Below are 21,501 nucleotides of genomic sequence, written 5' to 3' on the forward strand. Positions count from 1 at the left end.
CATAGCCCTTTATGATTAAATCAAAAAATTGGTTGATTTATGCGATAATAACCACCCTCTTCTGGGGAGTATGGGGTGCCTTAATTGAAATAACAGAAAAAGCTGGTTTTCCCGCGACTTTAGGATATGTTGTTTGGGCGTTAACAATGATCCCTCCCGCAATAGTAGCATTATACAATATAAACTGGCAACTGAATTATGATAAAAAAGCTATTTTTTATGGAGCGTTGGCAGGATTCACTGGAGCAGGTGGACAGCTAATACTTTTTGAGACACTTAGGCTTGGGCCGGCATATCTGGTATTTCCCATAATATCATTGTCACCAGTAATTACCATTATTCTTTCTAAGATCTTTCTTAAAGAAAAAACTGGTAAACTTGGTTGGGCCGGTATTGTTCTTGCTTTAATTGCAATCCCTCTTCTCTCATACCAAGAACCCTCAGCAAACTCTAATGGCAACCTTCTTTGGCTTGCATTAGCCTTAATAGTTTTTGGTGCATGGGGTTTTCAAGCTTTCGTACTTCGGTTTGCTAATAACAGCATGAAGGCAGAGAGTATTTTCTTTTATATGATGGCAACAGCCATTATGCTCATCCCGGTTGCACTTTATATGACTGACTTTTCTCAACCAATAAATTGGGGATTTAAAGGCCCTTATTTAGCTGCTATAATACAAACACTTAATGCCGTTGGAGCCCTGATGCTTGTATTCGCTTTTAGATACGGAAAAGCAATAATCGTGTCTCCAATGACAAATGCTTTAGCACCTGTTATAACAATTATTTTATCACTGATTATTTATTCTGTTATACCCCACCCAATTATTATTACTGGGATGATATTGGCAATACTTGCTGCATTACTCATGGGATATGAGGAAGAAGTAGATGAAGATACAAAAGAAGAGCTAACAGCAAATGCAAGTTAGCTACTATTACTCTTTTAATAATTAGAACTATTAGTATAATTCGTTTTATCTATGAAAGAATCACAAGAAGTTTTAAAAGTTTTTGAAGATGCTGATATCCATACGGGTGGCGAAATCACGGGGCAACCAAAATTATGGATTGATATTTATAAAAAATTAAAATCTGAAAAAGAAGAGATTCTAAATTTTTTTAATAGCGAAAACATTAACTCCCCCGATGAGGTTAATGTCATTTTAACTGGAGCTGGCTCATCTGCGTTTATTGGAGAAATAACTCAATATGCTTTTAAAAAAGCAGGTTTTAAAAATGCCCAAGCTATCCCTACCACAGACCTAGTAACCCATTTTACCGACTTAGTTGATACATCACATCCTTTACTGCTTATTTCATTTGGGAGATCAGGAAACAGCCCGGAAAGTAAAGCAACTGTTGCATTAGCTAATAAATACTGTGATCAAGTTAGTCATTTAATTATTAGCTGCAATAAAAATGGGGAGCTTGCTAAACGTGCGGACAAATCAAATGCTTTCGCTTTTATCCTTCCGCCTTCCGCTGAAGATCAAGGACTTGCTATGACAGGCAGCTTTTCAGGAATGGTTTTAGCTGCTTCTTTAATAAGTAATATCAGCGAAATTGAAAAGTTAGAACCAATTGTATCAAAGATATCTAATATTGGCAATTATATACTTAAGCACCATTTAGATCTTTTAAGCAAAATATCGAACAAAGATTTTAATCGAATTATCTTTTTAGGAGATGGCCCTTTATTAGGATGTGCCCGTGAATCACATCTTAAGGTTCAAGAATTATCCGACGGAATTTGCTTGGGCAAATTTGATTCATTTTTAGGATTTCGACACGGACCCAAAGCAATTGTTAATGATAAATCTTTACTAATTTATTTATTAAGCAACGACCAAAGGGTAGCTAAGTATCAATTTGATTTAATTGAACAAATATCCCTTCAAAATCTAGGTCTGCATTCCTTAGCAATTGGCAATATCGATGATGTAGATAAGCATGTAGACTCATACATACAAATAAACCAACTGAATGAATTGCCTGAAATATATTTACCAATACCCTATATATTAATTGCTCAAATAATTGGTTTCCTTAAGGCAAAATATCTTGGGTTAAATCCCGACAATCCTTCCCAGAATGGAGCTATTTCAAGAGTTGTAGAAGGAGTAAAACTATATATATAATATTTTCTTGGCACAAGCTATCAGTAACCTTTTTATAATTATATGAGATCTTTACAAGAACAATTCACAAACCTAAGCAAAAATAACAAAGCACTATTAGCAGTAAATTTTTATAATTTCGAAACTCTTTCAGCGATACTTAAGGCAGCTGCTGCACAGAACACCGGTATTATTCTACAATCTACCAAAAGTACTATAGATTACCTTGGATTAGAGGTAACAGCCAAACTTGCCCGTGCTGCTATCAATCAATACAAAGTAGATGCATGGTTACACCTTGACCATGCCAAGGATACAGATCTTATAAAAAAAGCTCTTGACGCTGGCTATGATTCAGTGATGATTGATGCCAGCGAACAACCTATTGCGAATAACCGCAAGGTGACACGCCAAGTTGTTGAAATGGCTAAACCCTATGGAGCAAACGTAGAAGCAGAATTAGGATATATTGCAAAATTAGGCCAATCAAAAGAAAAGGCGGCCTTTACTCAACCTGATGAAGCACAACAATTCGTGGAATTTACTGGAGTTGATGCCTTGGCAGTGGCTATCGGTTCAGCTCATGGTTTTTATGACAAAGAACCTAATTTAGATATTGAACTATTAAGTCAAATACAAGAATGTACTCCTGCAGCCCTTGTCTTACACGGTGGATCTGGCATTCCTGATCATCAAATACAAGCGGCTATACAAAATGGAATTCGGAAAATTAATGTAGCTACTGAAGTCAAAAATGGCTTCATGAATACGCTTAGGGATCAACTGCCAAAATCAGATGAAATCGATCTTAGAAAAGTTTTTCCAACAGCCATTAATCATGTTCAAAACCTACTTGAAGAAAAAATTTCGATGGTTAATAAGGCATAATTTTTCATGACAGCAATTGATGGTTTTAAAAAAATTGACGCCCATATTCATTTTAATTCAGATCGAGACAACCTTTTAGAACTTGCAGACAAGTACAATTTCGATCTGTTAACAATAAATACAGAGGTTCCGGATTTCCCTTCTATTACCAAGCAAAAAAAGCTTGCCGAAACATATAAGAAAAAATCCACTGTCTTCTTATTTCATGCCACTACCATTGATTCCGAAAATATCTTTGAGGATGATTGGGCCGAAAGAACTATTGAAAAAATTATAAAGGATATAAAAAACGGTGCATCCGGTGTAAAATTCTGGAAAAATATTGGCATGTCTATTCAATGTGACGATGACTCCTTCCTCATGCTGGATAACAATAAATTTGATCCCGTATTTGACTTCCTTGAAAGAGAAAAAATTCCGGTCTTAGCTCACCAGGGCGAACCCAAAAACTGTTGGCTTCCCGTTAATGACATGACCGTACAAAGTGATCGTGACTACTTTTCTGACCATCCACAGTATCACATGTACAAACACCCCGAATATCCTGATTATTGGGATCACATTAATGCCAGAGATGCAAGGCTAGAAAAACATCCTGATCTACAGTTTGTAGGCTTACATTTAGCAAGCTTAGAGTGGAGTTTGGATGAACTTTCAAAACGATTGGACAAGTTCCCCAATATGGCTGTAGACTTGGCCGAAAGAATTTCCCACCTATATTATCACACAGCTAACAACCGGGAGTTCGTTATTGACTTCTTCAAAAAGTATCAGAACCGAATCATCTATGGGACTGATATTATTGATGATCCCAGTATGCAACCGGCCAAAGTACTTAACGACTTGCAAAAACGATGGAAAAGCCATTGGGAGTTTTTGTCCACCGGTCAAAAAATGCAATCTTCTCAGATTGATCAACCATTTTATGGATTAAATCTACCTGATCCTATTCTGGAAAAGATATACAGGTTTAATGCCATCAATTGGTACGACTTAAATACTCGATAACTTATATATCCCATCCTGCCAATGCTTCTATCCACTATAGATTGGTTTATTATTGCTGCATACTTAGTCTTTTCTCTGATTATTGGAATTTGGTTTGCCAAACAGGCGGGAAAGGACTCAACTGAATTTTTTGCTGCTGGTAAAAATATGCCTTGGTGGCTTTTAGGCATCTCGATGGTAGCAACAACTTTTTCAACTGATACTCCCAACCTTGTTGCAGACATTGTTCGTACGCAAGGTGTAGCCGGAAATTGGGGCTGGTGGGCTTTTCTACTAACAGGTATGCTAACTGTATTCGTCTATGCACAGTTATGGAAACGATCAGGTGTTCTTACTGATGTGGAATTTTATGAGTTAAGATACAGTGGAAAGTCAGCAGCTTTTCTAAGAGGATTCCGAGCTATATATCTTGGCTTTTTATTTAATGTAATTGTAATGGCTACAGTTTCATTAGCAGCTATCAAAATCGGTACTGTCTTAATGGGCTTAACCCCATTCCAAACAATCCTTATTGCTGGTACTGTAACTGTTATTTATAGTTCGCTTGGGGGACTAAAAAGTATTCTTATTACTGATTTTTTCCAGTTTTTTCTGTCACTTCTTGGAGGATTAGCAGCAGCTTACTATGCCCTCCAGCTACCAGAGGTAGGCGGGCTTGAGGGACTCCTAACAAGCAAAGAAGTGATCCCAAAACTAAATATTTTTCCGAATTTTAATAATCCATCTGAAATGTTAGGATTGTTAATCATTCCACTCGCTGTCCAGTGGTGGAGTGTTTATTATCCCGGCTCTGAACCGGGAGGAGGTGGGTATATAGCCCAAAGAATGTTTGCTGCAAAAAATGAAAATCATGCTGTTGGTGCTGTTTTCTTTTTTAATGCGGCTCATTTTGCGCTACGTCCATGGCCATGGATTATCGTTGGGTTAGCCTCACTAATTGTATTTCCTGATTTGGCTTCTATGAAAGAAGCCTTTCCGACAGCTTCTGGGGTAGCTGCAAACGATATGGCTTATCCTGCAATGTTGACATTCTTACCTACTGGACTTATTGGCTTAGTCCTTGCCTCCCTTATTGCAGCATATATGTCTACAATTTCCACTCACTTAAACTGGGGGTCTTCTTACTTAGTTAATGACTTCTATAAAAGATTTCTTCGACCCAAATCCTCCGAGAAAGAACTGGTATTAGTAGGACGTATTTCTACCGTTGTTTTAATGATTTTTGCAGGAGCTTTAGCATTGGTAATGAAATCTGCTTTAGACAACTTTCAAATTTTACTTCAAATTGGAGCAGGAACAGGACTAATATTCATACTCCGCTGGTTTTGGTGGCGAATTAATGCAGCAAGTGAGATAACAGCAATGATCGTTTCATTTTTAGTTGCCATGTATTTCCAATTCTTGCATGCATCTACAAACCTGCCAGAATTTACCAGTTGGCAAGAACTAATTACGGGCGTCATTGTTACTACGATAGCGTGGGTCATAACAATGTACTTAACACGGCCTACCGATTCTAAAACATTAGAAAAATTCATAAAACTAGTTCAACCCGGAGGACCAGGATGGAAAAAAGTTAGAATCCACTCATCTGAAGACTTAAAGAACTCTGGTAATGAAACCGATGGATGGGTTGTTCCTCAAGGAATCCTTTGTATGGTACTTGGTACAATTGCTATCTATGGGGCCCTACTTGCAACAGGATACTGGATTTATGGTAATATATTTCCTGCTATTAGCCTGACCATAATTACTATAATCGATAGTTACTTATTAATGATTTCATGGAAGAAATTACTGCAATTTCGCAGATAGATATTTGATAATTAAACTTTAACAACTTCAATCTCTCTCATCTTAAACTTTTGCTCAAACTCGGAAGCTATATTTTTATCAGTTATTATAGTATTAATAGGAGTAAGGTCACATATGTATGAGAAGCTATGTCGACCAAACTTAGTCGAGTCTGTAACTGCAATTACTCTATTTGCTCGCTCAACCATTATACGATTCAATTGTGCTTCTAACGGATTGGAAGTTGTAAGTCCATGCTCAAAATCCATCCCGTCCACTCCTAAAAAAAGAGTATCAAAATAGTAATTTTGCATGGTACGTTCTGCTTCAGGGCCCACTAAAGAATACGATTTATCACGCAAAACACCTCCTGTCAACATAATTTCAAGCCCTGTTGCACCAGCCAATTCTAAACCAATATTTATTGCATTGGTCATTATCGTTAAATTGGACTTCTCCTTAATTCTTAATGCAATTTCTCGTGTTGTTGATCCTGAATCTAATATAATTGAATCACCATCATTGACAAGTGATGCAGCATATTCCCCTATTCGCTTCTTTTCCTCTACATTTATTTTCTTCTTCTCTTCAATTGATGGATCGTTGTAAACATTATTTCGCAGCAGAGCACCACCATAAGTACGATCTATTAACCCCTTCTTCTCAAAGAAGTCCAAATCATTTCTAATAGTTACCGTAGAAACCTCAAACTCTTCACTAAGTTCATCAACTCGTACAGCTCCTTCATTCTGAATTTTTTGAATTATTTTATCTCTTCTATCTACAGTTGATTTCATAAAATGATTTTTGCAATTAAATATATTTAAAATGTCAGAAAAAAAGATAAAAAAAGAAAATCACCCTTCATAGTACTTTTAGTTTAAAGAAACACAAGCCCTAATACCTGTTTTAACCAAAATAATCTCTGTAAATAGAAATAATCTTGATCCAAAACACACACACAAAGATAAGTTGCATGCACCTATTCTTAGTCAAATATTCAAACGCAATGTTAATGTTATAGAATAGCAAGAATTGAGAGGAGATGATTCCAAGTTACAAAAAGGATAATTACTCTACAGAATTACACCCTAATATTTTTCGGGAAACAGTTTCCCCTTATTCCCCTTCGGTACTACAAATAGTACTACATGAAATCCCATAATCGCTGCCCATTTCACGCACAGGAATATATCGCATAGATTACGGATCAGGAGGTTAGGGGTTCGAATCCTCTCAGGCGTACTCTCTACTAAGCCTTTGAATAGCAATAAATTACAGCTATTTAAAGGCTTTATTTTCTTGCCCAAAAAACCCATTTCGAGACAAGGATATTAGTCACATCTTAGAGAAGAGTGGCGATATCAATGAGTTATGGCTTCTTTTTTTTAACACTTCCTTTAATTTAAGACTTGTACTGGTATTATTGCTAAGGCTGCACCTTGTCTATCAGCATTAAAGAAAGCCCCATCCACATATTGAATGAGGCTTTATAAAAATGGAAAGTTATCACTTAATTTTTATCAGACGTGTTTAAACCGATCATGTACTGCTTTTTGCAGCTCTTCACGATGATCGGGATGCGCTATCCCAATAAGGGCCTTGGCGCGATCACGCATATTTTTACCATAGAGATTAGCAACACCATATTCAGTAACCACATAATGCACGTGGGCACGTGTAGTTACAACACCGGCTCCCTGTTTTAGATGAGGAACAATCTTACTTTCTCCGCGGCTGGTTGTCGACGGCAGGGCAATAATTGGTTTTCCTCCTTCACTTAAAGAAGCACCACGGATAAAGTCCATCTGTCCGCCCACCCCCGAATAATGATAAGTCCCAATGGAATCGGCACAAACCTGCCCGGTAATATCAACTTCTACCGCACTGTTTATCGCCGTTACCTTGGGATTTCGACGAATCACCGCCGTATCATTTACATACTCCACATCGAGCATGGCAATCATGGGATTGTCATCCACAAAATCGTACAATTTTCGTCCTCCCATCACAAAACTGCCTACAATTTTTTCCGGATGAGTAGCCTTCTCCTTTCCGTTAATGACCCCCTTTTCCACCAAATCGATAACCCCATCAGAAAACATCTCGGTATGAATACCTAAATTCTTATGGTTGCCAAGAGCATCCAGCACTGCATTGGGAATGGCCCCAATCCCCATCTGCAACGTCGCTCCATTATCGACAAGATCAGCACAATTTTGACCAATTTTTCGCTCAACCTCATTTGGCTCTGGAATGGAAAGCTCATGCAGAGGCTCATCTGATCTTACCAGTGCATTAAAACGACTGGCATGGAAAATACCATCACCGTGCGTGCGCGGCATATTAGGATTTACCAGCGCGATAGCGCGTTTAGCTTCTTGCAGGGCAGCGCGAGAAGCATCCACAGAAACACCCAGCGAGCAGTAGCCGTGTTTGTCGGGCGGTGAAACCTGAACAAGAGCCATATCAATAGGCATAATATTTTGGCGAAACAGGCCCGGAACTTCACTTAGAAAAATGGGTAAATAATCTGCACTCCCTTCGTTTACGGCCTTGCGAACGTTAGCTCCTACAAAAAACGCATCGGTATGGAAGGTATCGCTGTATTCCGGTTTTACATAGGGCGCTTCGCCTTCAGTATGTAAGTGAACCACTTCAATATCCTCAAGTTCCGGAGCTCGTGCTGTCATCGCATTGATAAGTGGTTGTGGTGCAGCGGCAACACTGTGGATAAACACACGGTCTCCTGAGTTGATGAGCTTTACAGCTTCTTCTGCGGTGGTGTACTTGTCTTTATAAGACATAGAATTATGATTCTTAAACGGTTAAATGGTTGTCATTTGGGATTTTTTAATCAATAATAAATAAGAGCTTTAAAACGTTTTCACCCGCAATAAAACAATTTTCCTGGATGCTATCTAAATTCATAAGTATTCATTCATCGTGAAGCTTCTAAAGCCCCAAAAGTCACCCTGAAATAATCATTTTAATATGTAATCGGTATGAAGAAAATCCAATAAAAAGACAAAAAAGTATGAAATAAATTTATTCTATTTTATATGGGTTTGAGCTATTTTATTTTTTGCAGTTATACAAAATTATAAGCACCATGCTAACATCATATTGTTAATATATTTTCAACGCTTATTTTACTGATTGATATTCTTTTATGGCTTTTTCTTTTCGTACTGTAATAACCGGCACCGGCTCATATATACCCCCCAACAAAGTTTCCAACTCTCATTTTCTGGACCGTACCTTTTTAACTGCCAACGGTTCTTCATTTGATAAGACCAATGAGGAAATCATTCAGAAATTTGAGGAGATTACCGGGATTAAAGAGCGGCGTTACGCAGCCGATAATATTCTTGCTTCTGATATGGGAGCTGAGGCAGCTCAAAAAGCACTTAAAGACGCCGATCTTGATCCCGAAGAGCTGGACTATATTATTGTAGCCCATAACTTTGGAGATGTTCGCGCCGATAATCCCGTTACCGATATGGTACCCAGCCTGGCTTCGCGCGTGAAGCAAAAATTGGAAATTACTAATCCAGGATGCGTAGCTTATGATCTCCCATTCGGATGTCCCGGTTGGCTGCAGGGCATTATCCAGTCGAACTATTATCTAAAAAGTGGTGATACTTCCAGTTGCCTGATTATTGGCACTGAAACACTTTCGCGTATCTGCGATCCTAATGACCGAGACAGCATGATTTACGCTGACGGGGCTGGTGCTACGGTTTTAGAATCCCGGGAAACAGATGAAGACATCGGGATTTTGAGTCATGCCGCACGAACAGATGCCAAAGACCAAGCCTATTACTTGCGGATGGAACCTCCTTTCGACCCTGAAAAAGCAGACGCTCCCCTTTATATGCACATGGATGGTCGCAAGCTGTATCAGTATGCACTCACCAATGTGCCAAGTCTTGTAAAGTCAAGCCTGCAGAAAGCAGACCTCGATTTCGATGATGTTCACAAAGTGCTTATCCATCAGGCCAACGCCAAGATGGACGCTGCCATTTTAAAGCGATTGGGTAAATTATGCGGCAAGAAAAATATTTCTGATGATATTATGCCCATGACAATTTCATGGCTTGGCAACACCTCTGTTGCTACCGTACCTACCATGCTCGACCTTATTCAACACAATAAAATGGATGGCCATCACATAAATTCCGGTGATAACCTCGTTTTTGCATCCGTAGGCGCAGGCATGAATATCAACTCAATGGTTTATAAGATGCCTTAAGCTGAAAACTTCAACTTATAAGTTGTTAATCACTTTTTTCAGCAAGTCACGAACCTGTTGGGCTACTTCTCCAAGCTCCTCATTGTCGACGGCCTGCATCGAAGCAACGGGGTCCACTGCAGCAACTTCAACCTTCCCGTTTTTGTGCTCCTGCACAATCACATTGCAGGGCAGCATCAATCCAATATGGTCTTCTGAATTCAGGGCTTTATGGGCCAGTGGCGGATTACATGCCCCCAAAATCTGATACTTCTTAAAATCTACATCGAGCTTCTTTTTGAGTGTTGCTTTGATATCAATTTCTGTAAGCACACCAAAGCCTTCTTCTTTAAGCGCTTCAGTGGTTTTTTCTATGGCATCCTCAAAAGTAGTATCCAGTGTTTTGCTAAAATAATACGACATAATTATGAGTGATTTAATATTGTGTAAATTGCTTTTAGAATCCCAATGATAATGGCCCCTGAGTAATCTTAAAGGCCTTTATTTGTATCTACGTTCCATCAATTAATTGTTATCAACGTATGAAGAATACATCCAAACCTCTTTTTCCTGCTCGCGGATGTAGTCGCTCATCAAAGCGTTGGTTCCTTCGTCCCCGGCTTCATCAGAAAGCTCCAGAATTTCTCGCTGCAAAGTGATAATGGTTGTAAACGCATCCAAAATTTCATGCACGGCTGTTTTACCATCCGACACCTGTTTGCTTTCCGTAATATCAGACTCCTCGATATATCCGGAATAACGATGATTTGGGGAATAGCCCAGCGTTAAAATACGTTCGGCCACCTCGTCAATTTTCACCAGCAGATCGTTATACAACTCTTCAAACTTTAGGTGAAGTTCAAAAAAGTCATCTCCCTTAATATTCCAATGGTATCCACGTGTATTTTGGTAAAACACCGAGTAATTCGCCAGAAGCTCATTCAGCTTTGTTTCCAACTCTTTTGACTTGGTTTTATCAAGACCGATCTTGTTTAAATTGCTCATAATATATTCTCTTTCGTTTTATTGAATGAATGTCTGTTCTATACTTTTAGGTAATTCTCTATATTTCCAGCTTTAATCAAGCAACCCGACCGTTACTTTAGGCTCAAAATTAATTTTTGTTTTGATCGACCGGGTAATCAGACAAGCCTCTTCAGCCTTTTCCATGATCCGCTTGGCCTTTTCAGCAAATTTCTCATCAGTAATTGTAAGTTCAGGTTTCAGGGTAATCTCTGAAACCACAAACTTTCCCTCTTGTTTAGAGAGCTTACCAGTTGCTTGCACTTCAAGATTTTCAAAATTCAACTTTGAATACTCGGCAATAGCTACAAAGGTAGTCATAAAACAACTGCTCACCGACGAAACAAAAAGATGTTCGGGTGACCATATACCCTCTACGCCACCATCGAACTGAGGAGGTGTGGCCACTTCTATAGTCGCATCTAATTCAGGAGAACTCAGCGTGCCAATACGTCCCTTTTTCCAATCTAAATCTACTTGGTACTCGTGCTTTTGGTCGCTCATTATTACCCTATTTTTTGATTAATAATCTGTTCCAACTGCTTGGCCTGTACCACATCAGACTGCTGCCAGAGAATCTGACCATCCTTAAAGAGGATAAGCGTTGGCACACCACGGACATTATACTTGATGGCAGCGTCGGCATTCTTTTCTGCATCAACTTTTATAATGTTGATGGTGTCTCCCATCTTCTTTTTTAAATCCTTAAGAATAGGGTTCATCATTTTACAGGGTCCGCACCAGTCGGCATAAAAATCTACCAGTACCGGTTTTTCTCCTTTAATAATGTCATTAAATGTTGTACTCTTTTTCTTTGTCTCAGCCATATCAGTCTTCTTTAATTTCTGTAAATTCAACGTCGTCAATTTTGCTGCTTCCCGATTCAGACATAGACTGTGGGGCGACTGCACAATTTCCACAGAGACACCCGGTATTCGTCGCTGCCTGGAACAAGAAAAATCCACCCAGCAATACCGATACCATATCTGCATGCCAACCGCCCATGCCTACAAAAAATAAACCGACACTAAGGGCAACCCAGCGCATCGGATGCCAGTTATGTAACAACGTCTGTTTCATCGTTTTATGCATGATTACATCTATTTTTATCAATTATATCCAATGATACCTGACTGCTCAACCAATGTCAGTGACAATTATCACATAAGGGTAATCTTATTTCTTCCTAATGTAACAAGCCCCTCCGCCTCCATCTTTTTCAGCAGTCGGGATATCACTTCACGCGCTGTTCCCAGTTCCTGCGCCAGCTGATCATGCGTCATTGTCAGCGTATCGGTTTCCATCACTTCACAGCGTTTCTTCAAAAACTGTAGCAACCGCTCATCCATCTTCTTAAACGCCACCGCATCTACAACGTTCAGCAATTCAACAAATCGCTTGTGATAAATCTGAAAAATATAGTTTAACCACTCGGGATGCTCTCGAATCAAATCATGAATTTTCTCCACCGGAATAAACAACACTTCTGACTCCTCTTCGGCCACTGCCTTCACCTTACTGGTATCGTGATACAAGCCGGCCAAAAACGACATAATGCACGTCTCACCGGGTTGTAAATAATACAAGACCATCTCCTTATAGGTATCGTCAGATTGCATCACTTTCACACTTCCGGCCGTTACAATAGGTATGGATCGCACAGGTGCATCTTCGGTCACTATGGTTTCACTGGGACCAAAATGCTTGGTTATTCCCAGATCCGACAGATCTACATTTTCTTCCAGTGCGGATGTCAGTGAAGATAGATCAGTGGGGCGCTTCATACTCTTTGATAAAAATTAGCGGATGACCCTTAATATAAGAAATAAAAGAGTGACCTATCCTAAATACTCATCCAGCAATGGAATCTCTCTTTTACCAACAATCAGTGCTACGATTGGATATTAAATACCGTCGTTTTAGGTCGGATAGTCTGACGTCCCTCTGCCTGTTCTTTCAATAACAACTTTTGGGCTTTTTGTGACTCAAAAACCTGCTGCAAATCTTTGACTTCGGCAGCTGGTACAAAATGATTTTCACACTTTTCTAAAAAAGGATCAGCTTCCAAAGTTCTTATTTGCTCGTCCAATTTTTCGGACAGCTCGTTTCGGTTCTCCACTCTTGCTTCATTATGCTGATACTTGGGTTGCTCGGCCAATTCTGAAATCCCCAAAATACTGCACAGATCCCCAAACTGACGGTTACTCCCAATAGCCAGTGTTATCAAGCGGTTATCCGCGGTAGTAAAAATCTCTCCATACGGGGCAATATTGGGATGCAGCGATCCGATGCGCTGTGGCACTTTTCTGTTCATCAGCCAGTTGGTCGCTTGGTTAATTAGTGATGAAATAGCACTGTCATACAAACTGACGTCCACGCGAAAAGCCTGTTCCGGATTTTCTTTCTGCTTGAGCAGCGCACACAAAATGCCCTCTTTCAACTGATGAGCCGCCAGTACATCAATCAAGGCAAGCGGTAACTTTGTGGGCAGACTATCGGGCTGACCATTCATTGACATAAAACCGGTTTCAGCCTGTAGAATTAGATCATACGCAAGGCGATCACTATCGGTGCCAAAGCCGGAAATATGTCCCTGTATTACCGTTGGATTAATGCCTTTCAGCTCTTCAAAAGTGAGACCAAATTTCTTGTCATCTCCCTTTTTAAAATTCGTGATGACAATATCTGCCTTTTCAATAAGCGTATGCGCTCGTTCCTTATCTTCGGCACCTCCGAGATCCAAAAAAACCGATTCTTTATTCCAGTTAACCGAAGAAAAGTAGGCCGATGGACCTTGCAATGACTCCCCCGGCTGACGCCACTGACGTGTAACATCACCGCCATTCTTTTTATTCTCTACCTTGATGACTTTAGCGCCAAGCTCGGAAAAGAAATTCCCCACAGCAGGCCCGGCAAGCACTCCGGCAAACTCAACAATGGTTAGATTTTCAAATATAGCTTCCATACCGGAATAACTTATTCATCCGCGCCGTAGACTAATTCAATAAAATCGGGCTTGGGTACCGCCCCGAAATACTGTTCAATATTAATCGGCTCTATCAATTTTTCAATTTCTTGCCGGTCGTATCGTACACCTTCCAAATAATTTTCGAGCTGATCCACCGGTTCCTTGCCAAAGAAATCACCGTAAATTTTAAGATTATCAATATGACCTTCGGCAACATCCAGTCGCAGATCAATTTCCCCGGCATCAAAACGACGGCTTCGCTGGATATTAAATTTCGGCGACTTACCGAAATTCCAATCCCATAAACCATATTTTTCATCCTTTAGAGCGTGCACCTCCTCCCATTCCGCTTCTGTAAGGTGATAGATCTCAAATTCATCGCGATCTTCATACAGTCCTTCCAACAGCTTTTTACGAAAAGTTTGGGTATCCATCGACCCATCCAAAAACTCACTGATATTTGCTACGCGGCTACGCACTGATTTATGTCCCTTCGATTCGATCTTGCTCATCTTCACATCAAGCGCATTGGTCACCTCATTCAGATCACTGTCAAAAAGCAGTGTTCCATGGCTAAACATCCGATCTACACTCGAAAACTGGGCATTGCCCGATATCTTTCGCCTATCAACCTGAAGATCATTACGTCCACTCAGCTCGGCATCGATACCCATCGTATTAAGTACGCGCACGATTGGCGCCGTGAACTTCTTAAAGTTATTAAGACTCTTCTTATCGTAATCCGTAATAAAGCTGAAGTTCAGATTTCCCGTATCATGATACACCGCCCCACCTCCGGAAATACGTCGCACCACGTGGATACCTTTTTCCTCAACATATTCATGATTAATTTCCTCGAGTGTATTTTGATTACGCCCGATAATAATAGAAGGCTCATTAATATAGAAGAGCAAATAATCGTGATCGTAATCGAAATTACGCAGCGCATATTCTTCAAGCGCCAGGTTTACATGCGGATCCGTTATTCCTTCGTTGTGGATAAAAATCATAAATGCTAATTGCTGAACTGTACGGGATTAATTCAAATCCAATGGTAGGCCGCTACTTTGAATGGAATATGAAGATGGGCGAAATATTACGCAGAGATTAATAACAACAATGTTATGCCCACTTAAATTCACCGTCGGCCGTAATACGCAGGTTTCCAGACTTACCCTCATCCACCAAATCTTGAAGAGAGGTATCCGACAACATTTTTCGTATTTCATCGCGCGTATCTGCCCACTTCTCATGAATGGGACAAGGCTTCTCTGTTCCACAGCCCGGCAAACCCAACGCACATTCAGTCAAAATATCCATGCCATCGATGGCCGCCACGATTTCAAGTAGGGTGACATCATTTGTGGGATTTATCAAACGCACTCCTCCTTTCGGCCCCTTCATAGACTCCATCAGATTTGCATTGGTAAGCTGCTGTAAAACTTTGGTTAAAAAGTGATGCGAAATATCGAGATCGTTGCTAATTTTTTTAATAGATACATAAGAGTCATCAGAAACCGCAGCCAAATAGACCGAAGCTCTTAACCCATATACGCAAGCATTTGATAATAACATATAAAAGATTGGATTTAGTAGTCTCTATGCCCTGCTTAAAGCACTCATGAGCTAATCATTTCTATTTAAGCCCAGATTAATCAACATTGTTTCTAAGAAAAATCTGATTTACCATAATCCCTGAAGATCCCCTATTGTAATCAGATGTTTTTTTGTTCTAATGCAAAAATAAATTATTGAGACATCAAAAAACAATAAAAACTGTTGTACCGAAGGTAATATTAATTATTAATGAAGTGAAATAACTAACAGATTCTTTGAGTTTACCATAACCATTATAAAGCAACGGGATTAACGAGACTATGGAAATTTGGACGGCGTTGGCAATTGGTTTTTTCGGCAGCTTCCATTGTATTGGTATGTGCGGTCCTATCGCATTGGCTTTGCCCGGCAAAAGCGACTCAACCGGTGTATTAATTTGGGGACGCCTGCTTTATAACATGGGTCGTGTAGTAACGTATTCTATACTCGGTATCATCTTCGGTATTCTTGGTCAATCCATCGCTTTAGCAGGACTTCAGCAATCCGTATCCATTGTGCTGGGTATAATAATCGTAATAGGGGCCCTTTCTCAGTTTTCTTTTCTTGCAAATTGGAAACAAAAGGTAGGATTCAATCAATTATTTAATCACCTTGAGAAACTTATGCTGTCCCAATTTAAAAAGGGAGGTACAATTACCTTATTTATAATTGGACTATTGAATGGATTATTGCCTTGTGGGTTTGTATATGTAGGCCTAGCGGGATCGGTCACAACCGGATCAATCATTCAGGGCAGTCTGTTTATGATATTATTTGGATTAGGTACCATTCCCGCGATGATGACAATGTCTTTAGCTCCCGGATTTATTAGTCTTGGTTGGCGGCAACGGATAAATAATTTCATTCCTTATCTTGCCGTTGCATTCGGTGTTTATCTGATATACAGGGGAGTTGTAATCGGAAAAATGTTACATTGATTATGTATAATTATGTACTTTTAAATGTAAAGTCATCACAATAACAAGCGTGATATGGATATACAGCTTCACATATCAACCGATGAACAGGCTATAAGTCCAATCTGTGACTTTACTCACAGTTGGTGCCTAAGTTGTGGGCTGTCTGAAAATGAAGCCACCAAATTTACCATTGCAGTCTGCGAGCTGATTACCGATATCATCCTCTTTGCTTATCCCAAAAAAAGTGTTGGCTTTTTCGATCTTACTTTTCGCCAAACGCTATCTGATATCGAACTGATTGCCAGTGAAGTTGGAGAACCATTCGATCCGGACAAGCATCGATACGATCCTCAAAGGGCCCTCCATGACAATGATTTTGAGGGAGCCGGATTTCGTGTTATTCGAAGGTTCACTGACGACTTTTTGTTTATCAATCGTGGAAAAGAGGGAAAAGAGTTTAGACTTCAGAAAAAAATTAATGTAAAAGATATTGATGAACTCATAGAGCTATCCCGGGCAAAAAAACCAAAAGAGCCCAAACAAAAAGCTTTACCCATCACCTATGATATTCATCAAATTACCCCGGCTGATGCCGAAGACATTGCCAAGCTTATTTACCGTACCTACGATTATTCTTATACCAAAGAAGAACTTTATTTTCCCAAAAAAATAGAGAAAACCCTTTTGGGCAAAGAAAAACTGGGCGTAATAACCCGCAGTGACAAGGGAAAAGCGTTGGGATATTTCGCCATTCTTCAAAAAGAGGATTCCAATATTGCCGAAGTAGGTGAAGCCGTCGTTTCTCCCAGTTACCGCAGGCAAGGCATTATGAGCGGCATGATGGAGCATTTGATTAAAGTGGCCCGTGAGCATCATCTTCTGGCCTTGTTTGGAAAAGCAGTGACCATTCACCCGGTGAGCCAACGCGTAAATCAGAAGTTTGGATTTAAAACCACGGGCGTAATGCTTCTGGAAACAAATAACGTAATTTTCAAAGGTTTTGATGAAGATTACCCGCAGCCGGTTTCGGTCGTTATTGATGTTCTACCGTTGCATCCAAATAATCATAAAGACCTGTATCTGCCGGAGAAACACGCTTACATCCTTTTAGAAACATATTCTTTGCTGGACATCCCTGTCACGGCTAAACATGACAAAAGTTACAAACTGGCTGATAAATCCGAGGCTGAGCTCCAGATTAATTATGCTGATTCTACAGCACTTATCGTGGTCGAAAAATACGGCCCCGACTTTTCCTCCGTACTTCAAGAAATGCTACAAAGCCTCATAGATCAGGAAAACCCAAATGTTATTTATTTGGATCTACCGCTCGAAAATGAAGCAACGCCTTCTCAATTTAACAAACTTGAAGGATTAGGATTTATTTACTGCGGACTTGCTCCATTTTTCCATAATGAATCGGACTATTTGAGACTACAAAAAATTTGTATGCCATTTGATTTAAACCTTGTCAATGTACACTCAGACTTTGGGCAACACATAAAATCTTATATTACTGATGAGTATTCCCAGCATACATAAAAACGGCTCAGTACTTACTGTAACTATCCAAAGTGGATTTAATTTGTGGGTAAAAAATATGATTGCCAACCATATAAATGATGACATCCGAACCCTCAGAATTGATCTCACCGGATGCAATTATATCGATACTGAAGGAGTGATCTATCTGTACAAATGGCAAAAAGATGGAAAATCGATAGAGCTCATTGACCCACCCGATATATTTTTCGAAATACTTGAAATTCTGGAACTTGATAATCGCTGGCACCCCAATGTTTTAAATAGGAATGAGGAATAGTTATGACTGATGAATATGATCCCGATATGGTAGAACTTGATCTTGAACAAGATGTGTGGAACCGTTGCTACAGCGTACATTCCCTATTGATAATTGGCAGCAAAGAAGAAGACGGCAACTACAATTTTGCCCCCAAACACATGGCCATGCCAATGGGCTTTAGTAATCATTTTGGATTTATGGGCACCCCTCGAAAAAACACCTATCGGAATGTACAGCGCGAAAAAGTATTTACCGTGAGTTACCCTACGCCCGACCAACTTACCGTTTCGAGCCTGGCTGCAACGCGTCGCGAAGATGACGATTCTAAGCCGGTACTCGACCAAATCCCCACAACTGAGGCACAAAATATTGAGGGATACTTCCTAAAGGGTTCGTACTTTCAACTCGAATGTGAACTCACCGAATGCATTGGAAAATTCGGTGAATGGGAACTGGTTGTGGGAGAAATTGTTGCCGCCCGAGTTGATAAGAAAATGGTCCGCAAGGTCGGTAATGGTACGGGGGAAGGGCAACTGATCTACAACAATCCGCTATTGGCTTATCTACATCCAAATCGGTTTAGCGTAATCAAAGAAAGCAATGTCTTTCCATTTCCAAAGGAGTTTAAACGATAGTTTTCATGACTAATCGGGCACAGCAGATTCGTAATTACATTGAAGAACAGAAGGCGGATTTTATTTCTCTGCTTCAGTCGTTGGTCGAATTCGAAACGCCATCTGACCAACCGGAAAAATTCACCCCAATATGGGAGCTTTTATCACAACAGTTTCAAAGCCTGGGTTATACGGTGCATCATTTTGAGGGAAATGAAACGGCGGGTCAATTACTTTGCAAGCCTACCAATTTTGAACCTTCCAAACCCAGTCAATTAATTGTTGGCCACTGCGATACGGTTTGGGATATAGGCACTCTTAACGAAATGCCTTTTAGCACTGAGGATAATATAGTCACAGGTCCCGGAGTGTATGATATGAAAGCGGGCCTCGCTATGATGATTTTTGGGATTAAGGCTATTCGTAATCTGAATCAAAAAACCAAAGTGCAGCCAATATTTCTTATCAATTCTGATGAAGAAATCGGCAGTAATGAATCTAAAGAATGTATCATTGAACAAGCGAAGCTGGCAGAACGAACATTTGTTCTGGAACCCTCGCTTGATAGCATTGGCAAAATAAAAACAAGGCGAAAAGGTGTGGGAGATTTTGAAATAACCATTAAAGGCAAGCCATCTCATGCGGGTCTTGCTCCCGAAGAAGGGGTCAGCGCTATTTTGGGACTCTCTCACATTGTACAACAGCTGTTTCGTTTAAATGATCCGGCCAACGGTGTCACCGTAAATGTTGGAACTATCGAAGGTGGCGAACGATCAAATGTGGTAGCGGCCAAAAGCAAGGCCGTTATTGACGTACGCATACCCACGAAAGAAGATGGTGAACGAATAAAGAATCAAATCTATAACCTCCAACCCGAAATCAACGGAATTGAGTTATCCGTAACCGGCGATATTAATCGGCCACCGCTTGAGCAAAATGAACCAAATAAAAAGCTTTGGGAGAAAACACAACAACTTGGCAGAGAGCTGGAAATGGAATTGCAAGAGGGAATGTCTGGAGGGGCCTCGGACGGGAATTTTACCAATCTCTATTCCCCCACCATCGACGGGCTGGGAGCGGTGGGAGAAGGGGCACATGCCTATCACGAAAAAATTTACATAGAACAAACATTGGATCGCCTGGCGCTATTTACCCTGTTACTTTTGGAACCTCCCATTTTTGATTAATCGTTTTCTCTTTCAAAAGCCCACTCAATAAGATAATCATCAAGCTTATCTTGCGATATCAAGGGAGATTCCAGCGCTAATTGCTGACTAATCTGATAATTTCTGGAAGAACATCGTTCATAAAACCACTTTAATGAATCAAGATCATCCAAAATCATCGATCCTGTGAATGATTCCAGCAAGCCACGATCTTGACATAATTCTATAACCTGATTAATAAAAAGAGTACTCTCTCCGCTCAAAAATTCCAGGAGATGATCCCATATACTATTCATTATGTTCCCCTCCCCATTAACCGCTAATTCATATTTCATTGGGGTTAACTTTTGGGTCAACACGCTGGGCAAATGAAATACAGAGGTAACTTCATGTTCCAATATATAGAGTATCCGGATAATACCACCCATCGACTTTCGAACTAATCGATGCCCCTTAAACGCCCCAAATATATAATGGGTTTCCGGTTGATGCATCTGAAGACGAAACCCAATATTTTTCTCATTTTTGTTTAATCCGTAAAAGTAATACGTCTCAGGCTGCTTTTTCGCATAATTGAATTCCGGTTGGTGTTTGCAAATGAGTTTATTTTCTAACAGGAGTGCTTTTTTTCTCAGACTCACAGATTTCAATATCTATTTTGTGAGTCATCCGTATTAAACAAATTGTTTTCCGTGAAGACGAATCCATGTTAGCGCGGCGATAGGTAAACAATCGATTTCTGAGGTTCTTGGCTTTACCCACATATAGCAACTGCTCCGACCGTCCATACATTTTATACACGCTCGGCTCTGTGTGAAGCTCTTCAAAAAAGGTTTTCCCCACCCTATTTTCGATCGGGTTATAATGCTCAAATAATCGTTGTTGTTTCGTCATTATTAAATGATTATCTCAGAATTTTACGCTGATTTATGAAATATCAAAAAAATTAAGACCCAAATTTTACATATAGTAGGGAATCCCCAAAAAATATACTATACTTAGGCTCTTAAGCGCCATTTATTGCGTTAGCAAGGCGTTATTAAACATTTAAGTAGCACAAGAAGTAAAAATTTTCGGAGATTTATCATGGCAGAACGTGAAGTAGGAACTGTTAAATGGTTCCATAATGGCAAAGGTTATGGATTCATAACCAGAGAGGAAGGTGAAGACATTTTCGTTCATTTCAGTGAAATCGAAATGGAAGGCTATAAAAAATTAGAAGAAGGCCAAGAAGTAGAATTCACTGTTGCGGAAGGTGAAAAAGGACTACAAGCACAAGAGGTGATTCCCTTGTAAGGTGATTATCAAATATCATTATTTTCAAAAAGCGTTACCTAATTGGTAGCGCTTTTTTATTACAGAAACATCC

General features: G+C 39.8%; 25 protein-coding genes. 12 read left to right on the top strand and 13 right to left on the bottom strand.

Annotated features, from left to right (window positions below; all coding sequences use genetic code 11):
- The first annotated feature begins 11 nt into the window (after nucleotides 1-11).
- The 5 genes from ACQ76V_RS07785 to ACQ76V_RS07805 are packed head-to-tail and all read left to right on the top strand — an operon-like array spanning nucleotide 12 to nucleotide 5,828.
- Entirely contained in the window at nucleotides 12-929 is a 918-nt protein-coding gene (locus tag ACQ76V_RS07785; RefSeq protein ID WP_440999922.1) for an EamA family transporter, read from the top strand.
- A 51-nt stretch (nucleotides 930-980) separates the two neighbouring features.
- Nucleotides 981-2,138 (top strand): SIS domain-containing protein, encoded by a 1,158-nt coding sequence (locus ACQ76V_RS07790; RefSeq protein ID WP_440999923.1) that lies wholly within the window; start codon nucleotides 981-983, stop codon nucleotides 2,136-2,138.
- A gap of 42 nt (nucleotides 2,139-2,180) precedes the next feature.
- Nucleotides 2,181-3,005: a class II fructose-bisphosphate aldolase gene (locus tag ACQ76V_RS07795; protein WP_440999924.1), complete on the top strand. Its 825-nt coding sequence runs from the start codon at nucleotides 2,181-2,183 to the stop codon at nucleotides 3,003-3,005.
- Between the two features lie 6 nt (nucleotides 3,006-3,011).
- The gene (locus tag ACQ76V_RS07800; protein WP_440999925.1) at nucleotides 3,012-4,013 is read left to right on the top strand and encodes an amidohydrolase family protein; all 1,002 of its coding nucleotides are present in this window, start codon (nucleotides 3,012-3,014) and stop codon (nucleotides 4,011-4,013) included.
- Between the two features lie 21 nt (nucleotides 4,014-4,034).
- Nucleotides 4,035-5,828: a sodium:solute symporter family protein gene (locus ACQ76V_RS07805; protein WP_440999926.1), complete on the top strand. Its 1,794-nt coding sequence runs from the start codon at nucleotides 4,035-4,037 to the stop codon at nucleotides 5,826-5,828.
- An 11-nt stretch (nucleotides 5,829-5,839) separates the two neighbouring features.
- On the opposite strand, the gene agaR is transcribed toward ACQ76V_RS07805, so the two are convergent.
- Both agaR and ACQ76V_RS07815 read right to left on the bottom strand, forming a co-directional pair.
- Nucleotides 5,840-6,604, bottom strand: a complete 765-nt coding sequence (agaR, locus tag ACQ76V_RS07810) for a transcriptional repressor AgaR (RefSeq protein ID WP_440999927.1) — start codon at nucleotides 6,602-6,604, stop codon at nucleotides 5,840-5,842.
- Between the two features lie 726 nt (nucleotides 6,605-7,330).
- Entirely contained in the window at nucleotides 7,331-8,614 is a 1,284-nt protein-coding gene (locus ACQ76V_RS07815; RefSeq protein ID WP_440999928.1) for an acetyl-CoA hydrolase/transferase family protein, read from the bottom strand.
- A 365-nt stretch (nucleotides 8,615-8,979) separates the two neighbouring features.
- Between ACQ76V_RS07815 and ACQ76V_RS07820 the strand changes: the two genes are divergently transcribed.
- A complete protein-coding gene (locus ACQ76V_RS07820; protein ID WP_440999929.1) occupies nucleotides 8,980-10,062 on the top strand; it encodes a 3-oxoacyl-ACP synthase III family protein in 1,083 nt (360 codons plus the stop codon).
- Between the two features lie 15 nt (nucleotides 10,063-10,077).
- Here the strand turns inward: ACQ76V_RS07820 and ACQ76V_RS07825 are convergent, their stop codons facing one another.
- The 9 genes from ACQ76V_RS07825 to ACQ76V_RS07865 all read right to left on the bottom strand — a co-directional run bounded on the left by ACQ76V_RS07825 (nucleotide 10,078) and on the right by ACQ76V_RS07865 (nucleotide 15,607).
- Nucleotides 10,078-10,464 carry a DUF302 domain-containing protein gene (locus tag ACQ76V_RS07825; RefSeq protein WP_440999930.1) on the bottom strand — a complete coding sequence of 129 codons (387 nt, stop codon included), beginning with the start codon at nucleotides 10,462-10,464 and terminating at the stop codon, nucleotides 10,078-10,080.
- Between the two features lie 102 nt (nucleotides 10,465-10,566).
- Nucleotides 10,567-11,046 (bottom strand): Dps family protein, encoded by a 480-nt coding sequence (locus tag ACQ76V_RS07830; RefSeq protein ID WP_440999931.1) that lies wholly within the window; start codon nucleotides 11,044-11,046, stop codon nucleotides 10,567-10,569.
- Between the two features lie 72 nt (nucleotides 11,047-11,118).
- Nucleotides 11,119-11,568, bottom strand: a complete 450-nt coding sequence (locus ACQ76V_RS07835) for an OsmC family protein (protein ID WP_440999932.1) — start codon at nucleotides 11,566-11,568, stop codon at nucleotides 11,119-11,121.
- A 2-nt stretch (nucleotides 11,569-11,570) separates the two neighbouring features.
- Nucleotides 11,571-11,891, bottom strand: a complete 321-nt coding sequence (gene trxA / locus ACQ76V_RS07840; RefSeq protein ID WP_440999933.1) for a thioredoxin — start codon at nucleotides 11,889-11,891, stop codon at nucleotides 11,571-11,573.
- Between the two features lies 1 nt (nucleotide 11,892).
- On the bottom strand, nucleotides 11,893-12,156 hold the full coding sequence (locus ACQ76V_RS07845; protein WP_440999934.1) for a hypothetical protein: 264 nt from the start codon (nucleotides 12,154-12,156) through the stop codon (nucleotides 11,893-11,895).
- Nucleotides 12,157-12,224: 68 nt separating this feature from the next.
- Nucleotides 12,225-12,848 (bottom strand): Crp/Fnr family transcriptional regulator, encoded by a 624-nt coding sequence (locus ACQ76V_RS07850; RefSeq protein WP_440999935.1) that lies wholly within the window; start codon nucleotides 12,846-12,848, stop codon nucleotides 12,225-12,227.
- Between the two features lie 107 nt (nucleotides 12,849-12,955).
- Complete coding sequence (locus ACQ76V_RS07855; RefSeq protein ID WP_440999936.1) at nucleotides 12,956-14,029, bottom strand: CaiB/BaiF CoA transferase family protein; 1,074 nt, start codon at nucleotides 14,027-14,029, stop codon at nucleotides 12,956-12,958.
- An 11-nt stretch (nucleotides 14,030-14,040) separates the two neighbouring features.
- Entirely contained in the window at nucleotides 14,041-15,042 is a 1,002-nt protein-coding gene (locus ACQ76V_RS07860; RefSeq protein WP_440999937.1) for a lipoate--protein ligase, read from the bottom strand.
- A 112-nt stretch (nucleotides 15,043-15,154) separates the two neighbouring features.
- Entirely contained in the window at nucleotides 15,155-15,607 is a 453-nt protein-coding gene (locus ACQ76V_RS07865) for an RrF2 family transcriptional regulator (protein ID WP_440999938.1), read from the bottom strand.
- A 302-nt stretch (nucleotides 15,608-15,909) separates the two neighbouring features.
- On the opposite strand from ACQ76V_RS07865, the gene ACQ76V_RS07870 reads away from it, so the two are divergent.
- Genes ACQ76V_RS07870 through ACQ76V_RS07890 form a run of 5 tightly spaced genes read left to right on the top strand, consistent with a single transcriptional unit; the run spans nucleotide 15,910 to nucleotide 20,153 of the window.
- On the top strand, nucleotides 15,910-16,566 hold the full coding sequence (locus ACQ76V_RS07870; RefSeq protein ID WP_440999939.1) for a sulfite exporter TauE/SafE family protein: 657 nt from the start codon (nucleotides 15,910-15,912) through the stop codon (nucleotides 16,564-16,566).
- A gap of 54 nt (nucleotides 16,567-16,620) precedes the next feature.
- Nucleotides 16,621-18,090, top strand: coding sequence for a GNAT family N-acetyltransferase (locus ACQ76V_RS07875; protein ID WP_440999940.1), 1,470 nt, complete (start codon nucleotides 16,621-16,623; stop codon nucleotides 18,088-18,090).
- The gene (locus ACQ76V_RS07880) at nucleotides 18,068-18,370 is read left to right on the top strand and encodes an STAS domain-containing protein (RefSeq protein ID WP_440999941.1); all 303 of its coding nucleotides are present in this window, start codon (nucleotides 18,068-18,070) and stop codon (nucleotides 18,368-18,370) included. Before ACQ76V_RS07875 ends, ACQ76V_RS07880 begins: the two co-directional genes overlap by 23 nt.
- A 2-nt stretch (nucleotides 18,371-18,372) precedes the next feature.
- Nucleotides 18,373-18,987 (top strand): flavin reductase family protein, encoded by a 615-nt coding sequence (locus ACQ76V_RS07885; RefSeq protein WP_440999942.1) that lies wholly within the window; start codon nucleotides 18,373-18,375, stop codon nucleotides 18,985-18,987.
- A 5-nt stretch (nucleotides 18,988-18,992) separates the two neighbouring features.
- Nucleotides 18,993-20,153 (top strand): M20 family metallopeptidase, encoded by a 1,161-nt coding sequence (locus tag ACQ76V_RS07890; protein WP_440999943.1) that lies wholly within the window; start codon nucleotides 18,993-18,995, stop codon nucleotides 20,151-20,153.
- Here ACQ76V_RS07890 and ACQ76V_RS07895 read toward each other — a convergent pair.
- Both ACQ76V_RS07895 and ACQ76V_RS07900 read right to left on the bottom strand, forming a co-directional pair.
- A complete protein-coding gene (locus ACQ76V_RS07895; protein ID WP_440999944.1) occupies nucleotides 20,150-20,773 on the bottom strand; it encodes a hypothetical protein in 624 nt (207 codons plus the stop codon). The two genes, ACQ76V_RS07890 and ACQ76V_RS07895, sit on opposite strands and share 4 nt — an antisense overlap.
- A complete protein-coding gene (locus tag ACQ76V_RS07900; protein ID WP_440999945.1) occupies nucleotides 20,736-21,026 on the bottom strand; it encodes a hypothetical protein in 291 nt (96 codons plus the stop codon). Before ACQ76V_RS07900 ends, ACQ76V_RS07895 begins: the two co-directional genes overlap by 38 nt.
- Nucleotides 21,027-21,218: 192 nt before the next feature.
- On the opposite strand from ACQ76V_RS07900, the gene ACQ76V_RS07905 reads away from it, so the two are divergent.
- Nucleotides 21,219-21,428, top strand: coding sequence for a cold-shock protein (locus ACQ76V_RS07905; RefSeq protein ID WP_095605246.1), 210 nt, complete (start codon nucleotides 21,219-21,221; stop codon nucleotides 21,426-21,428).
- The last annotated feature ends 73 nt before the right edge of the window (nucleotides 21,429-21,501 follow it).

Origin of the sequence: Fodinibius sp. SL11, from assembly GCF_052060035.1 — a bacterium.
GTDB lineage: Bacteria > Bacteroidota > Rhodothermia > Balneolales > Balneolaceae > Fodinibius.

Bases quoted from the DNA above. Each gene is read 5' to 3' on its own strand.
- ACQ76V_RS07785 (WP_440999922.1), top strand. From the start codon at position 12: ATGATTAAATCAAAAAATTGGTTGATTTATGCGATAATAACCACCCTC.
- ACQ76V_RS07790 (WP_440999923.1), top strand. From the start codon at position 981: ATGAAAGAATCACAAGAAGTTTTAAAAGTTTTTGAAGATGCTGATATC.
- ACQ76V_RS07795 (WP_440999924.1), top strand. From the start codon at position 2,181: ATGAGATCTTTACAAGAACAATTCACAAACCTAAGCAAAAATAACAAA.
- ACQ76V_RS07800 (WP_440999925.1), top strand. From the start codon at position 3,012: ATGACAGCAATTGATGGTTTTAAAAAAATTGACGCCCATATTCATTTT.
- ACQ76V_RS07805 (WP_440999926.1), top strand. From the start codon at position 4,035: ATGCTTCTATCCACTATAGATTGGTTTATTATTGCTGCATACTTAGTC.
- agaR (WP_440999927.1), bottom strand. From the start codon at position 6,604: ATGAAATCAACTGTAGATAGAAGAGATAAAATAATTCAAAAAATTCAG.
- ACQ76V_RS07815 (WP_440999928.1), bottom strand. From the start codon at position 8,614: ATGTCTTATAAAGACAAGTACACCACCGCAGAAGAAGCTGTAAAGCTC.
- ACQ76V_RS07820 (WP_440999929.1), top strand. From the start codon at position 8,980: ATGGCTTTTTCTTTTCGTACTGTAATAACCGGCACCGGCTCATATATA.
- ACQ76V_RS07825 (WP_440999930.1), bottom strand. From the start codon at position 10,464: ATGTCGTATTATTTTAGCAAAACACTGGATACTACTTTTGAGGATGCC.
- ACQ76V_RS07830 (WP_440999931.1), bottom strand. From the start codon at position 11,046: ATGAGCAATTTAAACAAGATCGGTCTTGATAAAACCAAGTCAAAAGAG.
- ACQ76V_RS07835 (WP_440999932.1), bottom strand. From the start codon at position 11,568: ATGAGCGACCAAAAGCACGAGTACCAAGTAGATTTAGATTGGAAAAAG.
- trxA (WP_440999933.1), bottom strand. From the start codon at position 11,891: ATGGCTGAGACAAAGAAAAAGAGTACAACATTTAATGACATTATTAAA.
- ACQ76V_RS07845 (WP_440999934.1), bottom strand. From the start codon at position 12,156: ATGCATAAAACGATGAAACAGACGTTGTTACATAACTGGCATCCGATG.
- ACQ76V_RS07850 (WP_440999935.1), bottom strand. From the start codon at position 12,848: ATGAAGCGCCCCACTGATCTATCTTCACTGACATCCGCACTGGAAGAA.
- ACQ76V_RS07855 (WP_440999936.1), bottom strand. From the start codon at position 14,029: ATGGAAGCTATATTTGAAAATCTAACCATTGTTGAGTTTGCCGGAGTG.
- ACQ76V_RS07860 (WP_440999937.1), bottom strand. From the start codon at position 15,042: ATGATTTTTATCCACAACGAAGGAATAACGGATCCGCATGTAAACCTG.
- ACQ76V_RS07865 (WP_440999938.1), bottom strand. From the start codon at position 15,607: ATGTTATTATCAAATGCTTGCGTATATGGGTTAAGAGCTTCGGTCTAT.
- ACQ76V_RS07870 (WP_440999939.1), top strand. From the start codon at position 15,910: ATGGAAATTTGGACGGCGTTGGCAATTGGTTTTTTCGGCAGCTTCCAT.
- ACQ76V_RS07875 (WP_440999940.1), top strand. From the start codon at position 16,621: ATGGATATACAGCTTCACATATCAACCGATGAACAGGCTATAAGTCCA.
- ACQ76V_RS07880 (WP_440999941.1), top strand. From the start codon at position 18,068: ATGAGTATTCCCAGCATACATAAAAACGGCTCAGTACTTACTGTAACT.
- ACQ76V_RS07885 (WP_440999942.1), top strand. From the start codon at position 18,373: ATGACTGATGAATATGATCCCGATATGGTAGAACTTGATCTTGAACAA.
- ACQ76V_RS07890 (WP_440999943.1), top strand. From the start codon at position 18,993: ATGACTAATCGGGCACAGCAGATTCGTAATTACATTGAAGAACAGAAG.
- ACQ76V_RS07900 (WP_440999945.1), bottom strand. From the start codon at position 21,026: ATGACGAAACAACAACGATTATTTGAGCATTATAACCCGATCGAAAAT.
- ACQ76V_RS07905 (WP_095605246.1), top strand. From the start codon at position 21,219: ATGGCAGAACGTGAAGTAGGAACTGTTAAATGGTTCCATAATGGCAAA.